The sequence below is a fragment of the Croceitalea sp. MTPC5 genome, from assembly GCF_036985505.1.
In the GTDB taxonomy this organism is placed as follows: domain Bacteria; phylum Bacteroidota; class Bacteroidia; order Flavobacteriales; family Flavobacteriaceae; genus Croceitalea.
In genome coordinates, this window is record NZ_BTGQ01000006.1 from 108,754 (window position 1) to 125,779 (window position 17,026).

The window sequence follows — 17,026 nt, forward strand, 5'->3', positions numbered from 1 at the left end:
TAACCGAAAAATGGGAAAATCTACCGAAACTCTTATTTAATAAGGGTTTACGACAAATTGTAAAATTTTCAAAAAAACGCTTTTTCAATTGGCAAGCATTGGCAGACAAACACTGCCACAGTTCTGAATTTTGTCCTGTGAACATTAAACAGCAGTGCTATGAACATTATAACAGTTGACGAAGAAGTGTGGAAGCACCTCAATGAACGGTTGAAAGCCATAAGCGAATATATCCTCAAACTTGAAGATACAAGTTACGATAGCTTATGGCTCAACAATCACGAAGTCTGCCAGTATCTCCACATCAGCGAAAAAACATTGTGGCGTATGCGTACCAACGGGCAGATTGCTTTTTCAAAAATGTATGGACAGTATTACTATACGATTGGTGCTATCAAGGAAATGCTCAACGCAAACGCTGTGCAGACCACCAATGAATATGTAGAAGAGCTTATGGCGAAAGGCAAAAGCTATATCGAAAAAGGCAGAAAGCTGAAATCAGGTAATAATTAAAGGCGTACTCGTATGAATATCGACAAAATGGAATTTGTGGCGTGGATGGAACGCATAATGGATAGGCTTGACATTCTCGGCAACCACATAGACGATTTACAAAAGAAGCGCAACAGCATAGACGGCGAGGAATTACTGGATAATCAGGATTTATTGCAAATGTTGAAAATAAGTAACCGTTCCCTGCAACGGTATCGCTCCATCGGCAAGCTCCCTTATTATACCATTAGCGGAAAACTGTATTACAAGCTGTCCGATGTGCATCAGTTCATCAGGGAAAGTTTTAACCCTCCCTTGCCCAAACTGGATGCCAATAAGTGACAAACACTGCCTTTGACTGCCACATAATGCAAATCAGTGAAGGCTTCCTTTACATTCGACAGTGAATTTTTAAAATTTTCAGATTATGAGCGAAGAAACAACTAATAAACAGGATATGCCTGAACAGCTATCGGACATATTACTGGTGCTGGATAAAGAGAAAATGAAAATCCAAGCCGTAAAGAGTATTGACGAAAACGGGAAAATGGAAACCGTAGAACCCACAAAGAAGAACCAAAACCAGTTTATGCGTGTGGACAAAAGCGGTGATTTCTTTTCCAACTTCTTTTCCAATTTTTTCAGTCAGTTAAAGAACCCTACCAATTTTTCATTCTTCAAAGTGCCTGCACCTCTTGCTATTGATAAAGCACAGGAGTTGCAAAAGCAGGTAGATAAGCCTACTCCCGAGGGCGAAAAAGTGATGAAAGAATACGAAGTGAAGACAGAACCACAGCAGGATAAAAAACAAGAAAATCAAAATAATATGGCAACAGCACAAACAACACCGGAAGTAAGCGAATATCGCTACAAGCCGGAACAGATTGATTGGGACACAATGAAAAATCTCGGGTTAAGCAAGGAATATCTTGAAAAAAGAAACCTGCTTGACCCTTTGCTACGAGGTTACAAAACCAATGAACTTTTACCGATTGGCGTTAATTTCGGAGGTTCTGTTCTTCGCACAGATGCCCGCCTGTCTTTACAGCAAGCCGAAGATGGAAATGTTATCGTAGCAATACACGGTATCAAAAAAGAGCCTAACCTCCACTTCGAGTTTTTTGGTCACAAGTTTACCGATGAAGACAAGAAAAACCTGCTCGAAACGGGCAATATGGGGCGTGTCGTTAATTTGGTAAATTCCAAAACAGGCGAATTGATGCCGTCTATTATCAGTATTGACAGGCTGACAAACGATGTAATTGCATTACGGACAGAGTTCATAAAAATTCCCGATGAAATTAAGGGCGTAAAGCTGAATGAGGAACAAAAGCAAACTTTAATGGAGGGTAAACCGCTAAAGTTAGAGGGTATGATTTCCACCAAAGGAACGGAGTTCTCGGCAACAGTACAGTTCAATGCAGACAAGCGTTATGTGGAGTTCCTGTTTGACCGCAATAATTCCAACAGGCAAACCCAAAGCAACGGTCAAGCCCAAAGCAAAGGACAAAATAATCAGCAAAGCCAACCGCAGGAAGCTCCAAAAACATTTAGGGGCAAAGAGCTGACCGATGAGCAACATAAGGATTTCAAAGCAGGTCAAACCATCTACATTGATGGATTAAAAGATAAAAAAGGGCAACCTTATCAGGGCTATATCACTTTCAATAAGGATACAGGAAAAACCGGGTTCGAGTTTCCCAATCAGTATAAGGAAAGAGTAAAACCCACCGAAGCCCACAAAACGCAGACTGCCGTCAATTCGGAGGGCAAAACCAACGAAGCGACCAAAAACGTCCAAGAGCCTTTAAAGTCCGGGCAGCAAAGTCCAAAAAACAAGCAGCAGCAGGAACAACAGGAAAAGCCCGAAACCCCTGCAAAATCCAAAGGCAGAAAAATGTAGTACGATATGAAAACAATTATTGCAGAAAAACCAAGCGTAGCAAGGGAAATAGCCGGACTTGTGGGAGCATCCGATAAAAAGGACGGCTACCTGACAGGTAACGGCTATTTTGTTACGTGGGCATTCGGTCATTTAATAGGACTGGGAATGCCCGAAGATTATGGCATTTCGGGATTTGATAAAGCATCCCTGCCGATATTGCCCAACCCGTTTTTATTGACCGTCCGCAAGGTCAAAAAAGATAAAGGGTACACCGCCGATACTGGCGCATTAAAGCAATTGAAAGTCATTGAGCAACTTTTTAAGCAAAGCAACAGCATCATCGTTGCTACCGATGCAGGTCGTGAGGGCGAACTCATTTTCAGGTACATTTATGAGTACCTGAAATGCAACAAGCCTTTTGAACGCCTTTGGATAAGTTCACTTACCGAAAAGGCAATAAAGCAGGGTTTTGACAACCTGAAAGACGGGGCAGCATTTGACGGATTGTACCAGGCTGCGCAAGGCAGAAGCCGTGCCGACTGGCTTGTAGGCATCAATGCTACACAGGCATTGAGTATAGCCGCAGGTAACGGTATCTATTCGCTCGGAAGAGTGCAAACACCCACACTGGCTTTGATATGCAAACGCTACCTTGACAATAAGAATTTCACGGTAAAGAAATACTGGCAGATACAGTTGATGCACAACAAAACGCAGGTTGATTTCAAAAGTATTTCCGCTACCAAATGGGAAGAAAAGCAACTTGCCGATGATACCCTTAGAGCTATTCAGCGTGGCACAACGGCAACTGTTACCTCGGTAGAAACCAAAAGCGTTACAGAACAACCGCCCTTGCTTTTTGATTTGACAGGCTTACAAAAGGAAGCTAACAAAAGACTGAAATTATCTGCTGAAGCAACGCTTAATATCGCACAAAGCCTGTACGAAAAGAAATTTATCACGTACCCACGTACCGGAAGCAAATACATTCCTGAAGATATGTGGGCTGAAATTCCAAACCTTGTGCGGGCATTGCAGAACCGTGAAGATTGCAAGCAAGCCCTTACCAAAATCAAATGGGGACGGTTCAACAAACGTATCGTGAATGACCTCCGTGTAACGGACCATCACGGTTTGTTGATTACGGATAAAGTGCCGTCCGTACTCAATGCAGACGAAAACAAGATTTACAATATGATTGCGCTTCGGTTGCTCGAAGCCATATCACAAGCCTGTGTCAAAGAAATAACCGATGTATCATTACAGGTATTGCATTACGACTTTACGGCAAAAGGCTGTAAAATTCAGGAAGCGGGTTGGCGTTCCATCAAAGGAAGTTTTACCGATGATGGCGAAGAGCCGGTACAGGAACTACCTGAACTGAATAAAGGCGATGAACTCAAAATAAAGGAAGCCGCCGTTTTGGAAAAGCAGACCAAACCGCCAGTGCTTTACACCGAAGCCGGGCTTTTGTCGGCTATGGAAACCGCAGGGAAAGAAATCGAGAACGAGGAAGAGCGCAAAGCCCTCAAAAATATCGGTATCGGTACTCCGGCTACAAGAGCCGCCATTATCGAAACCCTGTTTACCCGCAATTATATCCAAAGGGATAAACGTTCATTAATCCCTACGGAAAAAGGATTGCAGGTGTACGGGCTTGTCAAAGACCGAAAAATTGCGGATGTGGCAATGACCGCCGAATGGGAATTGGCATTGCAGAAAATCGAGAACAACGAAGCGGATGCCGGAACATTTCAAAAGGAAATGGAAACCTATGCCAAATCCATTACCGATGAATTGCTGCAAACTTCTATTGCTCAAAACAACCTACCGAAGTTGGTTTGCCCTAAATGCAAAAGCCAGCAACTCATTATCCGTGATAAAATTGTGAAGTGTCCCGATGAGGTTTGTAGTTGGGTACAGTTCCGTATCGTCTGCGGTGTGCAAATCAGTATCGAAAATGTAACAAGCCTTGTCAATAAAGGCAAAACCTCTTTAATCAAAGGAATGACAAGCAAAGCAGGTAAGAAATTCGATGCGTATATCGTGTTGAATGCCGATTGTAGTACCTCTTTTGAGTTTGAGAAAAACAAAAGCAGTAAACGCAATGGAAAATAAACCGTCAATCGTACCCAAAGAAATCAGGAACCTGATTTATACTATCCGGGGCAAACAGGTAATGTTGGATAGTGACCTCGCTGCCTTATATCAGGTAGAAACAAAGAACCTGAACAAAGCCGTTAAAAGAAATATTGAGCGATTTCCTGTATCATTCTGCTTTCAACTGACCGAAGAGGAAGTTGAAAACTTGAGGTTCCAAATTGGAACCTCAAGTTTGAGCTACGGCGGCAGACGTTATTTACCCTATGTTTTTACCGAACAAGGCGTTGCAATGGCATCTGCCATACTCCGTTCAGACATAGCCGTTAAAATGAGTGTTGAAATAATGGAAGCCTTTGTAGAAATGCGGCGTATGCTTATTAGCAATGCTTCTTTGTTTCATCGTTTGGATAATATCGAGTTAAAGCAACTGGAAGCCGACCAAAAATTTGAAGAGATTTTTAAGGCTTTGGAAAGTGATAAGCTGCACAGCGAAAAAGGCATTTTCTATAACGGGCAGGTTTTTGATGCCTATGCCTTTGTTTCCGATATTATCCGCAATGCCACAAGTTCCATTATCCTGCTTGATAATTATGTGGATGATACCGTGCTTACGTTATTGGGGAAACGCAAAGACAATGTAACAGCCACAATCCTTACTAAAAATATCAGTAATCAATTACGGTTGGATTTACAACGCTACAATAGCCAATATCCTCCGGTAGATATTGAGCTTTTCTCCGATGCCCACGACCGTTTCTTGATTATTGACCATACAGAACTCTACCACATCGGGGCATCACTCAAAGACCTGGGCAAAAAATGGTTTGCCTTTTCAAGAATGGATATTGAAGTCGGCAGGATGCTTCAAATCTTGAATAAGCCATAAAAATGAACCTCCGAATTATCGGAGGTTTTTTGTTGCCTATTACGCCAAATCCTGCCTTTCAAAGCCAAACCCTGCAACATTCTCATAGGCATTTGCTCCTGCTTCTAATTTTAGGATTTAAGTAAAATTCTAAAACAAAATATAGTATGGATGTACAGCAAAAAGACCTATCGTATTTCAGATTACGACTGCAAGAACTGTTAAACAGTAGCTTCCCCGAAAAGGCACACGACCAAAAATTTATCGACCAGCGTTCTTCGTGGGCTTCCAATGCTTATGAGGGTGCTTTCAGGGCGGGAAACCCCATTGAGCAATGCAATGAAATAGCCAACTACATACTTTTTGAGGGCTTACACTTCTCCAAATTCGACACTGTTTTTCAGGTGGTATGCAATGAGTTTGATACCGTAATGGCAGATGAGGAACTGCGACCGTTTGCCCTTAAAATGTTCCCTGTCTGTGAGGCTGTTCTCGCAGGATATGAATTAACCGATGATTTCGCCTACGGTTATGAGTTTGATTTACTCTATACCGAACTGACTGGAACCATCGCAATATGGATAGAGGAAAATGGGCTTCAGTAAGAAGCAACATCTCCAACAGAATATTGATGCCCTGCGAATTGCTTTTAAACTGGAAAAGGAGAAACGGCAAGCCACCGTAGGCGAAAGACTGCTAATGATGCAATACAGCGGATTTGGCGGTCTTAAATTCGTGCTGAACCCCATAGCCAACGAAATAGACATCAATCATTGGAGAAAAACCGAACACGACCTTTTCCCTATTACGCAGGAACTCCACCAACTGCTCAAAGAAAATTCCGAAGACGATAAGCAATACCGCAGGTATGTGGACAGTATGAAAAGTTCCGTACTGACAGCTTTTTATACACCGCCACAGGTAATAGATGCGATTTCCGCAACCTTGCGTGAAAGAGGTCTGAACATTGATAAATTCCTTGAACCGTCCGCAGGTATCGGCTCATTCGTACAGTCCTTTTCGGAAAACCAACAAAGTATTACCGCTTATGAAAAAGACTTGCTCACAGGCAAGATTTTAAAACAGCTTTACCCCGAAAGCAATATCCGTGTAAGTGGTTTTGAAGAAATTCTCGAAAAGGAACAAAACAGCTATGATGTAATTGCCAGCAATATACCATTTGGCGATACTTCCGTTTTCGACCTTTCCTATTCCCGTAGCAGGGACAGTGCAAAAGTACAGGCAGCCCGAAGCATACACAATTACTTTTTTCTGAAAGGTGCTGATATGCTCCGTGAGGGCGGTTTGTTGGTTTACATTACTTCACAGGGCATTCTGAACAGCCCTAAGAACGAACCCATACGCAAGGCGTTAATGCAGGATAATAATCTGGTTTCGGTTGTTCGCTTACCCAACAATCTTTTTACAGAATATGCAGGTACAGAAGTCGGAAGCGACCTGATTATCCTGCAAAAGAATACGGCAAAACAAAATCTGACCGAAAGGGAAGATCTGTTTTGCCAAAGCAGGCAAACAGAATACAATACACCTGGTAATGCACTCTTTCAGGACAACACAAGGATTGTGCATACCGAACGTAAATTAGATACCGACCCATACGGACAACCTGCATTAATCTATACGCATAAAGACGGCGTTGAGGGAATTGCCAAAGATTTAAAACAAATGCTTTCCGAAGATTTTGGCAAGCACCTGAATATAGGTTTGTACAAAGGCGAACGGAACGATGAACCTATAATACAAATTCCGATTGAACCAACGGTTACACCTCCGGTTATTGAGCCTGTAATCATTCAGCCAAAACCGCAACCTGTACCCACGCCTGTAACCCATCGGGAAAGCCCACAGGAATTAAAGCAACTAAGCATCTTCGACCTGTTTGAAAATGCGGACGAACCTGTAATGGTTGCTGCTCCGCCCAAAAGAACCACGCAAGCCAAAAGGCAAAGCACTAAAACAAACCGCCGTGCAATAGGTCGCCAAACCGACCTGTTCAGTGCGATGCAACAACCTTATACGCCTCCTGTTACTAATAGACCTACCAATGGAAATACATCAGCCAACGGCAAAAAACAGGAAGTTATCGGCGACCTGTTTTCAAGTATCAATGAGAATGGCCAAGCTGATAAGCCAGCTATTCCCGATACCATTCCCGAACCTGCTCCGTACAGTGGCAAACTGCAATCGTTCCATCGCAACGATTGCCTTGTGGTGGATAATGGTTGGGTCGGTCATCTGCAAGATGTAGATATAGCAGACGGTACGGCTGTATTCCACCCTTTACAGTTACCGACCTTACAGAAAGCAAGAGCCGAAGCGTATATCGGGGTGCGTGATGTTTACCAACAGCTTTACACAAAAGAGGCACAGCATCAGACCGAATACAAAGAAGAAAGGGAAAACCTTAATCGCCTTTACGATGCCTTTATTAAAAGGTACGGCAACCTCAACAGTGCCGATAATATCAAGCTCATCAAAACGGATAGTTCCGGTAAGGAAATCCCTTATTTGGAACGTGTTATTGGTGGCGTGGTACACAAAGCCGATATATTCAGCAGACCTGTTAGTTTTTCTACTATAACCATAGCAACGGATAATCCCGAAGAAGCGTTATCAGCTTCGTTGAACAAGTACGGAAGCGTGGATTTGGACTTTATGTCCGAAATCAGCGGTATGCCTGACGATGCTTTGAAAGAAGCCTTACACGGTCGTATCTACTACAATCCACTTCAAAAGGAATATGAAATAGCCGAACGCTGGATTGCAGGGAACGTAGTGGAAAAAGCGGAGAAAGTCAGAGCCTATCTCGAAAGCAATCCCGATGATACACAAGCCAAAGAAAGCCTTACCGTATTAGAGGAAGCAAGACCAATACGAATTGAATTTGAAGAACTCGATTTTAATCTGGGCGAACGCTGGATACCCACAGGTATTTATGCCCGGTTTGCATCGCACCTGTTCGATGCAGAAGTCCGTGTCCATTATTCCGACAGTGCCGATGACTTTTCCGTAACCTGCAAACAGAAGAACGTACACATTTGGGAGAAATACGCCGTCAAAGCCCAAAGCCGGACGTATGATGGGATTGCCCTGCTCAAACACGCCCTTGTCAATACCACGCCCGATATTTCAAAAACAATAACGGTTGAAGGCAAAGATGTCAAAGTGCGGGATATGGAAGCCATACAAATGGCGAATACTAAGATTGATGAAATCCGCAACGCCTTTACCGATTGGCTTCACGCCCAAAACGATGAGTTCAAAACAAGGCTGACCGACCAATATAATGATACGTTTAACTGTTTCGTCCGCCCTAACTACGACGGCACACATCAGGAGTTTCCGGGATTAGACTGCAAGGGCTTAGGCATTAATGACCTGTATTCGAGCCAAAAGGATGCCGTTTGGATGATAAAGCTCAACAACGGGGCAATTTGCGACCACGAAGTAGGTGCAGGAAAAACGTTGGTAATGTGTACGGCTGCACAGGAAATGAAGCGTTTGGGGTTAGCCCATAAGCCTATGATTATCGGGCTGAAAAGCAATGTTCACGAAATTGCCGAAGCCTACCGCACGGCTTACCCACACGCAAAAATTCTGTTTCCTGGCAAGGAAGATTTTACGCCCCAAAAACGCCTGCGGATTTTTGGCGACATTAAAAACAACGATTGGGATTGTGTGATACTGACACACGACCAATTCGGAATGATACCGCAATCGCCCGAAATTCAAAAAGAAATACTCCAAATAGAATTAGACAGCGTAGAGCGTAACCTCGATGCCCTGCAATCGCAAGGCAAGGAAGTTACCAGAGGGATGCTTGCCGGAGTAATCAAGCGGAAAGAAAACCTCGAAGTCAAGCTCAAAACCCTGCAACACGATATTGAAAACCGAAAAGATGATGTGGTGGATTTTAAGATGATGGGCATTGACCACTTGTTCGTTGATGAAAGCCACCAATTCAAAAACCTGATGTTCAACACAAGGCATACAAGGGTTGCCGGATTGGGCAATGTGGACGGAAGCCAAAAAGCATTGAACCTGCTCTTTGCTATCCGTACTATTCAGGAGCGTACCAATGCGGATATGGGAGCAACCTTTCTTTCAGGAACTACCATCAGCAACTCATTAACGGAACTATATCTGCTGTTCAAATACCTGCGACCACGGGCATTGGAAAAACAGGGCATTCATTCTTTTGATGCGTGGGCAGCTATCTATGCAAGGAAAACGACCGATTATGAATTTTCTGTTGCTAACAACATTGTAGCTAAAGAACGTTTCCGATACTTTATCAAAGTGCCGGAACTGGCACAATTCTACTCCGAAATTACGGATTACCGAACGGCAAAAGATATAGGAATTGACCGCCCCAATAAGAACGAGGTGTTGTACAATATACCGCCTACTCCCGACCAGGAAGAATTTATCCAAAGTCTGATGGAATTTGCAAAAACAGGAAAAGGAGAACTACTCGGAAGAGCACCTTTATCTCCATCGGAAGAAAAAGCAAAGATGCTCATCGCAACGGACTACGCCCGTAAAATGTCTTTGGATATGCGGATGGTAAGCGGTGCGTATGATGACCACCCCGATAACAAGGCTTCGCATTGTGCGGCAAACATTACCAAGTATTACAACCAATACAACGCACAGAAAGGAACACAGTTCGTTTTCTCCGATTTGGGAACCTACAAGCCGGGCGAATGGAATGTGTACTCCGAAATCAAACGCAAGCTCGTGGAAGACCACGGCATACCTGCAAACGAAATCCGTTTTATACAGGAAGGCAAAAATGATAAGCAACGTAAGGAACTTATCAAAGGAATGAACGAGGGCAAAATCCGTGTGTTGTTCGGTTCCACAAGTATGCTCGGAACTGGCGTGAACGCACAGAAAAGAGCCGTTGCCGTTCATCATCTCGATACGCCGTGGCGACCAAGCGACCTTGCTCAAAGGGACGGCAGAGCCGTTCGAAAAGGTAATGAGATTGCCAAATTCTTTGCCGATAACAAAGTAGATGTGATTATCTATGCCGTAGAAAAATCATTGGATAGTTACAAGTTCAATCTGTTGTACAATAAGCAACTTTTTATAGACCAATTAAAAAACAATAACCTCGGCAAACGTACTATTGACGAGGGCAGTATGGACGAAAAATCGGGAATGAATTTTTCGGAATACGTGGCTATCCTATCAGGAAATACAGACCTGTTGGATAAAGCCAAATTGGAAAAACAGATTGCCGGGTTGGAAAGCGAAAAACAGGCGTTCAACCGTTCAAAGTATAGTGCGAAGTACAAATTGGAAGATTATACGGAAATGTTGCAAAGCACTCAATCTCGTTTAAACCGTATGAGCCTTGATTGGAATAATCTGCAAGAGCGTATCCAAAAACGGTCAGACGGTACAATCGTAAATCCTGTACAGTTGGATGGCTTACCGCCCAATGCCGATATTAAACAAATCGGTGCAAAACTCAACCAGATTGCGGACAAAGCCCGAACCGGAGGTCAGTATGAAGAAATCGGTACGTTATACGGATTTACGCTTTTGGTAAAAACGGAAATGTCCGAAAAAGAGGGTGTGGATATAAGGGTAAACCGTTTTTTGGTACAGGGCGAGGGCAATATCAAATATACCTACAACAACGGTGTGATTGCTAAAGATGAAAAGCTGGCTGCTACGAACTTCCTTAATGCACTGGAGAAATTGCCCGGCTATATCGAGCAGGAGCACAAGAAAATTACGGAGATACAAAAAGACCTGCCCATTCTTCAGGAAGTGGTTAACGGTACTTGGTCGAAAGAAAGTAAACTGGGCGAACTCAAAACGGAACTGGCTGCCGTAGAAAGAAAGATACAGCTATCTATTACACCAGAAACCAAACAAGATGCTCCGGAGCAGGCAGAAAAGCAGAAAGAAGCTCCAAAGGTTCAGGAAAGCATTATACGGACAAAAGGTATTCATTTGCCTCGTGGCGTATTGTAAAACCTGAACGGGCAGGCAATAAAAAAGGGAGGTCATTTAAGCCTCCCTTTTAAATTATCCGTCCTGTACCAAATGCTGCAAGTTCGGGTCATTCTTGATACGCTCCATTTCGCTAACAACAATATTCAGGATGTCTTTTTTTATCTGTTTGTAATTGCTTTCAATTTCCTGCTTCATTTTATCCTCGCCCTGCTCATTTACAAAAGATAAGATTTGGGGTATCTTTTGGTAGGCTTTGGTTTCGGCGGCTACCTTTTCATTATCTACCACGATTTCGGCGTGAAATATCTTTTGCTCGATACGTTCATCAAAGTTATCCGATACAGAACCGACAAACATACCCTGTGTAAGCGTTGAAATTTTGGAAGCCGGAATAAGGCTGTCTAACTGTGTGGAAATAGAGGTGGATTTATCATTGCGGTTAATGGTCATACTCTGACGTTTCTGTAATACTTTACCGAAACGCTCCGAAAGACTTTTTGCCGTTTCTCCAACCACCTGACCACTGAATATATTACCTACCGTATTCTGTATTACCTTGCTTTCCTTGTCGCCGTAATCCCTCGTTAATTGCGAAAAATCCTGGAAGCCCAAACATACTGCCACCTTATTACTTCTCGCAGTTGCAATAAGATTATCCAGTCCTCTGAAGTAAATCGTGGGTAACTCATCTATGATAACCGAACTCTTTAATTGTCCTTTTTTGTTGATGAGCTTGACAATTCGGGAATTGTACAACCCTAATGCTGCTGAATAAATATTTTGGCGGTCGGGATTGTTACCCACGCACAAAATCTTCGGCTCGTTCGGGTTATTGATGTCGAGTGTAAAATCATCCCCGGTCATTACCCAGTACAACTGCGGGCTAATCATTCTTGACAAAGGTATTTTTGCCGATGCTATCTGCCCTTGTAACTGGTCTTGTGCGCCACCTTGCCACGCATCCATAAAGGGCGACAAATAGTTTTCCAAATCGGGGTATGAGGTTAAAATCGTGAATACGTCCGAATACTTTTTGTTCAGCAATTCAATGGCGTGTGGGAACGTACAATACTTGCCATCCTCATAGATTTTCAGATACCAAATAATAGCAGCTAAAAGAATAATTGGGCTTTCCACGAAAAAATCGCCTTGCTTCTGTATCCACGACCTGTTGAGGTTTAGCATTATGGTATAAGCCGCTTCGTAAGCATCAGAAATGTCGGTCATAAAATCGGGATTGAGTGGATTACAACGGTGGCTCTTGCGTGGGTCGTCGAAATTTATCACGTAAAATTTCGGCTGTACCTTGTATTTATCCCGGTGCTTTAGTAAATGATTGTAGGCGATAGTCGAAAGGTCGTCAAACTTGAAATCGTAGATGTACATACTAAAGCCTTTTTCTATCTGCTGCTTGATGTAGTTGTTTACGATGGCATAAGATTTACCGGAACCCGGAGTACCCAACACGATTGATGCCCTGAAAGGATTTACAATGTTTATCCAACCGTTGTTCCATTTGCCTTTGTAGTAAAATTTGGTGGGCAGGTTGACGGAATACTCGTTTTCCATCAGCTTGGTTTCCTGTTGAAAGCTCTCGTTTTCGTTATTGAAAACATCGTCCATTAGGTTGGTACGGAGCAATCGGCTCATCCATACGCCTGCCATCAGCAAGGCGATATAACCTAACGAGATAGTAAGAATATACAGAAATGTGCTTGTTGCGGGGGATAGCTTTAGCAATGGTGTGTTCAGGAAGAACAGCGCAAAGCCAATGCCCAACGCCACATAAATTTTAGACCAGGTTATCTTCTCATTCTTTACACCCTTTGTCCCTAAGCAACTCAAAGCCAGTAAAACCAAAGCGAATGCTTTTGTATAAAGGGTATGTGAAAACAAGCCCGCCGTACGGTCGAAATTGCCTAACATCTTGTTGATTACTTCCAACGTCCAGCCACGTTCTAAAAAGAAACCGTAGCAGAACCAATAAAGGTGCATCAGCACCAAAAGAATACTGACTGCCCGCATAAAAGCCATTATTTTGGCAAGCCCTCTTAAATCGTCTTCTCCCTGCATTATTTTAAGTTTTAATGTTCGGGCGTGAATTTAAAGGCTGTTGCTGTCGGCTCTTAAAATATGGCAGTAAGTGGCGTTGTGTGGCAGTATTTGGCAGATTAGTATAAAATGAAAAAGGTAGCAAATCGCTACCTTTTCAACCTTATTGTAAAATTGATTTTGTCCTTATTCTTTCTCAAAAGTAACGGCTTCGTCCATCTCGCCCCTTGTGAGGCTCAATTTAATTTACAAAATCCTCTCTTCTAATTTTAATTTCATCATTATATCGGTTTGTTCATCATCGCCTAATTTGAAAATATGCTTGTCAAATTCAACAAAACCATTTTTCTTATAAAAGCTGATTGCCCGAGGATTTTCTTCCCAAACACCTAACCAAACGTAGTGTGCATTTTTCTGTTTGGCAATTTCAATAGCTTTTTCATAAAGCACTTGTCCGACTTTTTTACCGTGAAATTCCTTTAAAACATAAATGCGTTCAATTTCAAGTGCTGTGTCGTCTTGCAATTCTGTTTGCGATTGCCCGAAATTGATTTTCAAATAACCAACTAATTCGTTTTCAGATAAGGCAAAATAAAACTCGGAACTTTCATTGTTCAATTCTTCTATTAGCTTTTCATTGGAAAATCCCTCCTCTAAATATGTTGTCATATTCTCTTCTGTATTACTCGAAGAAAATGTTTCTGAAAATGTTTGTCTGCCTATCTGTTGCAGTTGTTCAATATCGTTTAATGTTACTTTTCTTATTTCCATTGGTTCCATCTATTTTAAATTCCATTCGTAGTTAAGCCATTCGGTATTTTCTCTTGCTCCTAATCGTTCATAAAATTTCACTCCTACTTTATTCCACGGTGCAACCGTCCATTTTATTTGACTGCAATTATTTTGTTCTGCTTCAGTTTTTAACGCATTCATTAGTTGTTCGCCAATTTTCTGACCACGATAATTTTCGTCCACATAGAGCTCTTTCATATAAATAGCAGGACGGTTTTGGGCTGTATAAGGAAGAAAATAATAAACCAACATTCCTGCGATTTTATCATTATCTTCTGCCACAAGGCAATAAAAATCGGGTGGGTTTTTCTTAAATCCGCTGTTTCTGACAATTTCGGGTGTAATGGCAAAACTGTCAATGTATTTTTCAAAAACAGCCAATTCTTTCATTAAATGCCAAACTTTCTCGCTGTCCTTTTCTTCGGCTTTTCTTATTGTTATATTCATTTTTTTAAAACATTATTTAATGAGCTGATACGGCTTTCAGCCCGACAATCGAGCCTATTAAAGTGATAAGAAAAAGTATTCGCAGAAATGTTGCAGGCTCTTTAAATACAAGAATACCGACTAAAACTGTTCCGACTGCTCCGATACCTGTCCATACGGCATAAGCCGTTCCGATGGGCAAAGTTTGGGTTGCTTTAATCAAAAGTCCCATACTCATAGTAAGGGTAACGAGAAAACCTGCATACCACAAATACATTTCATTTCCTGTTGTTTCTTTTGCTTTTCCCAAACAGAATGCAAAAGCCACTTCAAACAACCCTGCTACAACTAAAATTATCCAATTCATTTCCTTTGTTCTTTATCTGCAAAGGTCGGAAACGGAATTGAGGTGAAATTTTACAAATGATAAAAAATGAGCCGTTCACTTTATTTCTGCCCTAATTCTGCTCAAACTGACTTGTGTTATACCTAAATAAGAAGCAATGTGTCCTAATTGCACTCGCTGGACTATATCGGGACTGTTTTTCAAAAGTTCCTTATATCGTTCGGTAGCTGTTCGGACTTGTCGAGAAATAAGCCTTTCTTCTGTTTTTATAAGTTCTTTTTCGGCAAATCTTCGCCCCCAATTTGCAATATGTATATCATTCTCAAAAAGTCTTTGTAAGACTGTTGTTTTCAGTTTATATAATTCGCAATCTTCCAACAACTCTACATTTTCATATCCTTTCTGATTGGCTATATAGCTTTTCATTGAAATAATAGTATCGCCCTCTTTGCCAAACCAAAAAGTGATTTCATCATTATCTTTATATGAATATGCTCTTGCTACACCTTTCTTTATAAAGTAGATGTTCTTTTCAATTTTATCAGCTCTCAAAAGAATATGCCCTTTTTTATATTTAACCTCTGTAATTGATTTCTTGAGCAATTCTTTTGAAGTATCTGGAAGCGGATATATATTCTCAAGTAAAAGGTCTATGTTCATTAATCCAATGCTGATTTGTTGTAACAAAATTACAAAATAAAAAAATGAGCTTCGTTATATGTGGTGTGAAGACTGAAGCTGTACAACCTTAAAAATGAAACATATATTTCAATCAATAGATATTTTTTACAACCTACTACCTTTCTTCTTTTTCTTCTTCATTTTATTGGCAAAATCCTGTTCCTCGTAATCTTCGCCCTGGGCTTCGGGCAATAAGCCTCCCAGTGCTTCAATCAAACCATCTTCGTGTTTACCAGTAGTTAAGAAGTCGAACAAATGGTGTGGTTCTTCCGCAGGAAGATCCGCATCATTTGATGTAGATATTTTCGGTTGTAATTCAACTGGCTCTTTAATCTCCGGTTTGATATTATTGTTCCAATAATCATTAAAGGCATTGGCAGAAAGTTCCTTGCTCAAACGTGAACCGTTCCAAACCGCTTTAGAATTGTGGTCTATAAATGTCATTCCGTAAATACGCCCTGTATCATTCCTCCGCACCACTACGTTAATTCCCTGCTCGGCTAATTGCTTCTTAAAGCCCATTTCATCAGTTGTTGATTTCAAGGCAATGGTAACGGCTGATTGTAAGGTCTGCTTGGTTGGACTATCTTTTAAATCCGTTTTGCATTTCGCAAAATACAGTTCCAAAGCCGGAAGCCCTGCATCTTTACCAAACAAAGAAGCCTTGAACGGATGCCCGGCTCTTTCGCCTTTCTCGTTTAAAGGAATGTATAATAAACCCTGCCGTAGCTGCCCCTGCAATTCGCCCTCTACTTTTTCGGTGGTAATATTGAACAGGGAAAGCAAGGCATTGTATTCGCCCAAAGTCTGAAACTTATAGTAATTTGGTAAGTGGCGAACTACTGAAGCGATTTGACTTTTCACATCTCCAGCTTTGTAGTTTACCGGGCGGAAAACCTTGTCGTTCTGCCGATGCTCCTTATCAGTTGCGGGTATCAATCCGTGTTTTCTTTCCAACTCACGGCACACATTCATAGACCGCATTTTCTCGAACTTGTCCGAAATCTTTTTACCCTCTTCGTCCACGCAAACCGATACAATGTGTATATGGCTGCGGTCAATATCCGTGTGTTTGAACACCACAAAAGGCTGTTCTCCGTAACCCATTTCCCGCATATACTGTTCTGCCATCTCCCTAAACTTATCATCGCTTACTTTATCATTCGGGTCAGGATTGAGCGAAATATGCAACGTATGTTTTTCGGTATTGCGGTTGGCTATCAGGTAAGGCGCAAAAGACTGGGCTAATTGTGCAACGGAATAATGCCCGTTAGCGGTTTCAATCATCTTATTGGCAAACAAAATCTGTCCGTTTTCATTCTCCACTTTGAGCTGATTGTACGCCAATGCTCCGTATAAATTTCCGCTTCTACCGATTTTCGCTATCATT

At 41.9% G+C, this 17,026-nt stretch carries 13 protein-coding genes; 7 read left to right on the plus strand and 6 right to left on the minus strand.

Translation table 11 applies throughout. The features are described 5' to 3' along the window. Window positions 1-159: 159 nt before the first annotated feature. The 7 genes from AACM45_RS17360 to AACM45_RS17390 all read left to right on the plus strand — a co-directional run bounded on the left by AACM45_RS17360 (window position 160) and on the right by AACM45_RS17390 (window position 11,357). Window positions 160-513 carry a helix-turn-helix domain-containing protein gene (locus tag AACM45_RS17360; protein ID WP_249601196.1) on the plus strand — a complete coding sequence of 118 codons (354 nt, stop codon included), beginning with the start codon at window positions 160-162 and terminating at the stop codon, window positions 511-513. Window positions 514-525: 12 nt separating this feature from the next. Continuing rightward, a complete protein-coding gene (locus AACM45_RS17365) occupies window positions 526-834 on the plus strand; it encodes a helix-turn-helix domain-containing protein (RefSeq protein ID WP_002978404.1) in 309 nt (102 codons plus the stop codon). Between the two features lie 85 nt (window positions 835-919). Then, complete coding sequence (locus AACM45_RS17370) at window positions 920-2,395, plus strand: DUF3945 domain-containing protein (RefSeq protein ID WP_249601197.1); 1,476 nt, start codon at window positions 920-922, stop codon at window positions 2,393-2,395. Between the two features lie 6 nt (window positions 2,396-2,401). Further along, window positions 2,402-4,495, plus strand: coding sequence for a type IA DNA topoisomerase (locus AACM45_RS17375; protein WP_249601198.1), 2,094 nt, complete (start codon window positions 2,402-2,404; stop codon window positions 4,493-4,495). Then, entirely contained in the window at window positions 4,485-5,366 is an 882-nt protein-coding gene (locus AACM45_RS17380) for an ORF6N domain-containing protein (RefSeq protein ID WP_249601199.1), read from the plus strand. Before AACM45_RS17375 ends, AACM45_RS17380 begins: the two co-directional genes overlap by 11 nt. 146 nt (window positions 5,367-5,512) lie before the next feature. Continuing rightward, the gene (locus AACM45_RS17385) at window positions 5,513-5,950 is read left to right on the plus strand and encodes a DUF1896 domain-containing protein (RefSeq protein ID WP_120181168.1); all 438 of its coding nucleotides are present in this window, start codon (window positions 5,513-5,515) and stop codon (window positions 5,948-5,950) included. Next, window positions 5,937-11,357, plus strand: coding sequence for an N-6 DNA methylase (locus AACM45_RS17390; RefSeq protein ID WP_120181169.1), 5,421 nt, complete (start codon window positions 5,937-5,939; stop codon window positions 11,355-11,357). Before AACM45_RS17385 ends, AACM45_RS17390 begins: the two co-directional genes overlap by 14 nt. A gap of 54 nt (window positions 11,358-11,411) precedes the next feature. On the opposite strand, the gene mobC is transcribed toward AACM45_RS17390, so the two are convergent. From mobC to mobB, 6 genes are all read right to left on the minus strand, one after another. Next, complete coding sequence (gene mobC, locus AACM45_RS17395) at window positions 11,412-13,412, minus strand: conjugal transfer protein MobC (protein WP_120181170.1); 2,001 nt, start codon at window positions 13,410-13,412, stop codon at window positions 11,412-11,414. Window positions 13,413-13,637: 225 nt separating this feature from the next. Continuing rightward, window positions 13,638-14,171, minus strand: a complete 534-nt coding sequence (locus AACM45_RS17400) for a GNAT family N-acetyltransferase (protein ID WP_120181171.1) — start codon at window positions 14,169-14,171, stop codon at window positions 13,638-13,640. Next, a complete protein-coding gene (locus tag AACM45_RS17405) occupies window positions 14,172-14,630 on the minus strand; it encodes a GNAT family N-acetyltransferase (protein WP_120181172.1) in 459 nt (152 codons plus the stop codon). 16 nt (window positions 14,631-14,646) lie between these two features. After that, the gene (locus tag AACM45_RS17410; protein ID WP_120181173.1) at window positions 14,647-14,976 is read right to left on the minus strand and encodes a DMT family transporter; all 330 of its coding nucleotides are present in this window, start codon (window positions 14,974-14,976) and stop codon (window positions 14,647-14,649) included. A gap of 75 nt (window positions 14,977-15,051) precedes the next feature. Beyond that, on the minus strand, window positions 15,052-15,615 hold the full coding sequence (locus tag AACM45_RS17415) for a Crp/Fnr family transcriptional regulator (protein ID WP_120181174.1): 564 nt from the start codon (window positions 15,613-15,615) through the stop codon (window positions 15,052-15,054). Between the two features lie 126 nt (window positions 15,616-15,741). Then, on the minus strand, window positions 15,742-17,025 hold the full coding sequence (mobB, locus tag AACM45_RS17420) for a conjugal transfer protein MobB (protein WP_120181175.1): 1,284 nt from the start codon (window positions 17,023-17,025) through the stop codon (window positions 15,742-15,744). Between the last annotated feature and the right edge of the window lies 1 nt (window position 17,026).

Bases quoted from the DNA above. Each gene is read 5' to 3' on its own strand.
- AACM45_RS17405 (WP_120181172.1), bottom strand. From the start codon at position 14,630: ATGAATATAACAATAAGAAAAGCCGAAGAAAAGGACAGCGAGAAAGTT.
- AACM45_RS17385 (WP_120181168.1), top strand. From the start codon at position 5,513: ATGGATGTACAGCAAAAAGACCTATCGTATTTCAGATTACGACTGCAA.
- AACM45_RS17415 (WP_120181174.1), bottom strand. From the start codon at position 15,615: ATGAACATAGACCTTTTACTTGAGAATATATATCCGCTTCCAGATACT.
- mobB (WP_120181175.1), bottom strand. From the start codon at position 17,025: ATGATAGCGAAAATCGGTAGAAGCGGAAATTTATACGGAGCATTGGCG.
- AACM45_RS17400 (WP_120181171.1), bottom strand. From the start codon at position 14,171: ATGGAACCAATGGAAATAAGAAAAGTAACATTAAACGATATTGAACAA.
- AACM45_RS17370 (WP_249601197.1), top strand. From the start codon at position 920: ATGAGCGAAGAAACAACTAATAAACAGGATATGCCTGAACAGCTATCG.
- AACM45_RS17390 (WP_120181169.1), top strand. From the start codon at position 5,937: ATGGGCTTCAGTAAGAAGCAACATCTCCAACAGAATATTGATGCCCTG.
- AACM45_RS17360 (WP_249601196.1), top strand. From the start codon at position 160: ATGAACATTATAACAGTTGACGAAGAAGTGTGGAAGCACCTCAATGAA.
- AACM45_RS17375 (WP_249601198.1), top strand. From the start codon at position 2,402: ATGAAAACAATTATTGCAGAAAAACCAAGCGTAGCAAGGGAAATAGCC.
- mobC (WP_120181170.1), bottom strand. From the start codon at position 13,412: ATGCAGGGAGAAGACGATTTAAGAGGGCTTGCCAAAATAATGGCTTTT.
- AACM45_RS17365 (WP_002978404.1), top strand. From the start codon at position 526: ATGAATATCGACAAAATGGAATTTGTGGCGTGGATGGAACGCATAATG.
- AACM45_RS17410 (WP_120181173.1), bottom strand. From the start codon at position 14,976: ATGAATTGGATAATTTTAGTTGTAGCAGGGTTGTTTGAAGTGGCTTTT.
- AACM45_RS17380 (WP_249601199.1), top strand. From the start codon at position 4,485: ATGGAAAATAAACCGTCAATCGTACCCAAAGAAATCAGGAACCTGATT.